Source organism: Variovorax sp. 01T439_2, assembly GCF_056398445.1.
In genome coordinates this window covers 1-3,161 of record NZ_JBFTPJ010000697.1, presented here as the reverse complement: position 1 = coordinate 3,161, position 3,161 = coordinate 1, and the positions used below count along the sequence as shown (strand labels likewise).

The window sequence follows — 3,161 nt, the reverse complement described above, 5'->3', positions numbered from 1 at the left end:
GGTCTCCGACGCGCGGGACATCTACCCCGTCTTCCGCGACCTCTTCAAGAAGGAGGGAGTGCCCGCATGACCTCCGACCACCCTCCCCTCGCGCGCGGCACCGAACGCCTGGAACGCCTGCCCAGTCCGTCGGACTGGACCTTCGATCTCATCGAGACCTACCACACCGAGATCGCGAAGACGGCCAGGAGCTTCGGCCTGGACGTGTATCCCAACCAGCTCGAGGTGATCACCGCCGAGCAGATGATGGATGCCTATGCCAGCGTCGGCATGCCCATGATCTATCGCCACTGGTCGTACGGCAAGCAGTTCATCGCCACTGAAAAGAACTACCGCCGCGGCCACATGGGGCTGGCCTACGAGATCGTCATCAACTCGGACCCCTGCATTGCCTACCTGATGGAAGAAAACACCATGGCCATGCAGGCCCTGGTGATCGCGCATGCGGCCTATGGCCACAACAGCTTCTTCAAGGGCAACTACCTGTTCCGGATGTGGACCGATGCGTCCTCGATCATCGACTACCTCGTCTATGCGCGGCACTACATCGCCGAATGCGAGGAACGGCACGGCCTCGATGCGGTGGAGCAGCTGCTCGACTCCTGCCACGCGCTGATGAACTACGGCGTCGACCGCTACCGCCGCCCGCAGAAGCGCTCGCTGGCGCAGGAAGGCACGCAGCGTGCCGAACGCGAGCGCTACATGCAGCAGCAGGTCAACGACCTCTGGCGCACGCTGCCGCGCAAGAGCGAACACACCACCGAATCCGACTCGTCCCGCCGCTTCCCCTCGGAGCCGCAGGAGAACCTGCTCTATTTCATCGAGAAGAACGCCGCGCTGCTCGAGCCCTGGCAGCGCGAGGTGGTGCGCATCGTGCGCAAGATCGCGCAGTATTTCTATCCGCAGCGCCAGACCCAGGTCATGAACGAGGGCTGGGCCACGTTCTGGCACTACACCCTGCTGAACACCATGTACGACCGCGGCCAGCTCGCCGACGGCTTCATGATGGAATGGCTCAGCTCGCACACCGGCGTGATCTTCCAGCCGCCCGTCGGGCATCGCGCCTACAGCGGCATCAACCCCTATGCACTGGGTTTCTCGATGTTCACCGAGCTGCGGCGCGTCTGCGAAAAGCCCACCGAGGAAGACCGCCGCTGGTTCCCCGACTTCGCGGGCACCGACTGGGTCAAGACGCTCGACTACGCCATGCGCAACTTCAAGGACGAGAGCTTCGTCGGCCAGTTCCTGAGTCCCAAGACCATGCGCGATTTCAGGCTGTTCGCGATCCGCGACCACCAGAGCGAACCCGAGCTGGAGGTGTCCGCCATCCACGACGACAGCGGCTACCACGCGCTGCGCGAATCGCTGTCACGCCAGTACGACATCGGCAGCAGGGAGCCCGACATCCAGGTGTGGAACGTCAACATGCGCGGCGATCGCGCGCTGACGCTGCGCCACACGCAGCGCAACAACCTGCCGCTGCACGACGATGCCGAAGAGGTGCTCAAGCACGTCGCGCGGCTCTGGGGCTTCGACGTGCACCTGGAGAGCGTCGATGCCCAGGGCCACATCACCCGCAGCTGGAAGGCCGCGGCCCCGCGGCAAACCGACTGAGCGGCCGGCGCCGCAGCGGGCTCGTCAGGGCACCAGGGCCGCAATGGCCAGCACGTAGCCCTTCACGCCAAGACCCACGATGATGCCGCGCGCCGCGGGCGAGATGTACGAGTGGTGGCGGAATTCCTCGCGCGCGTGCACGTTCGAGATGTGCAGCTCGATCAGCGGCACGCTCGCGCCCTTGATGGCGTCGTGCAGCGCGATCGAGGTGTGGGTGTAGGCGCCCGGGTTCATCACCACGCCCAGCATGTGGCCCGCGGCCACTTCGCGGCCGGCCTCGTGGATCCAGTCGATCAGCACGCCCTCGTGGTTCGACTGGCGGCATTCGATCTCCACGCCGTGCTTTGCGCCGGCCTCCTGGCACAGGCGCTCGACGTCGGCCAGCGTGTCGCGTCCGTATTGCTCGGGCTCGCGGGTGCCGAGCAGGTTGAGATTGGGGCCGTTGAGGACGAGTATTTTCTTCATGGTGAATGGCTTCCTGGGATGCCGCCATTATGGTTGCGCTAAGGTGGTGCGCATCATGAGCACAGACAGCATTCCAACCTGGCATCCCGTGGCCCGCTCGGCCGAACTGCGCCCCGGCGCCAACATCGTCGCGGGCTTTGCCGAAGGCCAGGAGCTGGCCCTCTGGCGTGCGGCCAGCGGCGCCGCGCAGGCCTGGGAAAACCGCTGCCCGCACCGCAGCGTGCGCTTCACGCTGGGGCAGGTGCTGCAGGACCGCCTCGCCTGCGCGTACCACGGCTGGCAATACGACGCCGGAAACGGCCAGTGCGCGAGCATTCCCGCCCATCCCGGCATGCCAGCGCCGCGCAATGTGTGCGCGAAGGTGTTCCATGCGGCCGAGGCGGCCGGCATGCTGTGGGTGAGCCTCGCGGCCGAGACGCCGCCTTCTCCGCCGCCGGGCGATGCCGTGCCGGCCGGGTGGTCGTTCTGCCGCACGCTCAGCGTGCGCGCCGGCGTGGCCCGCGTGCGCGATGCGCTCGCGGCGCGCGGATTCGGGTCGGAGGCGCCGCCTGCTTTGCGCGGCGCGCTCGGCAAGGTCGATGCCGCCGCGCTGATGCTCGATGCACAGCCGCAGCTCGCCTTCATTCACCTCTGGACGCCCGCCGCGCCCGGCAGCGGCGCCATGAAGAAGCTGTACGCCGCCGCGCGCGCCCTGCGCGGCGAAATCGAAGAACAACAGCAGCCGCAAGCCTGACCGGAAGAACCCCATGCCCTTCGTCACCGATGACCCCAACATGCTCGACGACTGGCTGGTCGCAGGCCCCGCGGCGGCGCTCGCCGGCAGCTCCGAAGCGCGGCCCCGCGCAGTTCGCCTGCTCGGCGAAACGCTGCAGCTGTGGACCGATGACGCCGACATGCCGCAATGCCGGCTCGGCACACGCGCGCTCTCGGTCCAGGCGCGCCACGGCCATCTCTGGGTCTGCCCGAGCGGCCGGCCCGCACGGCCGCTGTTCGACTTTCCCGAATACGGCGAAGCCGGGCGCCGCATCATCGACTGCGGCGCCATCGGCGTGGCGGTGTCGGGCTTGCGCGTGATCGAGAAC

General features: G+C 67.4%; 3 protein-coding genes and 1 pseudogene. 3 read left to right on the top strand and 1 reads right to left on the bottom strand.

Going from position 1 to position 3,161, the window contains the following annotated elements:
- Positions 1–66: 66 nt before the first annotated feature.
- Positions 67–1,614: a SpoVR family protein gene (locus AC1DOC_RS26135; RefSeq protein WP_012746850.1), complete on the top strand. Its 1,548-nt coding sequence runs from the start codon at positions 67–69 to the stop codon at positions 1,612–1,614.
- Between the two features lie 24 nt (positions 1,615–1,638).
- On the opposite strand, the gene aroQ is transcribed toward AC1DOC_RS26135, so the two are convergent.
- Entirely contained in the window at positions 1,639–2,079 is a 441-nt protein-coding gene (gene aroQ / locus AC1DOC_RS26130) for a type II 3-dehydroquinate dehydratase (RefSeq protein ID WP_012746849.1), read from the bottom strand.
- Between the two features lie 55 nt (positions 2,080–2,134).
- Here aroQ and AC1DOC_RS26125 point away from each other — a divergent pair, with 55 nt between their 5' ends.
- Both AC1DOC_RS26125 and AC1DOC_RS26120 read left to right on the top strand, forming a co-directional pair.
- Entirely contained in the window at positions 2,135–2,812 is a 678-nt protein-coding gene (locus tag AC1DOC_RS26125) for a Rieske 2Fe-2S domain-containing protein (protein WP_478079767.1), read from the top strand.
- 13 nt (positions 2,813–2,825) lie between these two features.
- Positions 2,826–3,161 (top strand): annotated as a pseudogene (locus tag AC1DOC_RS26120) (aromatic ring-hydroxylating dioxygenase subunit alpha); the annotation flags it as partial.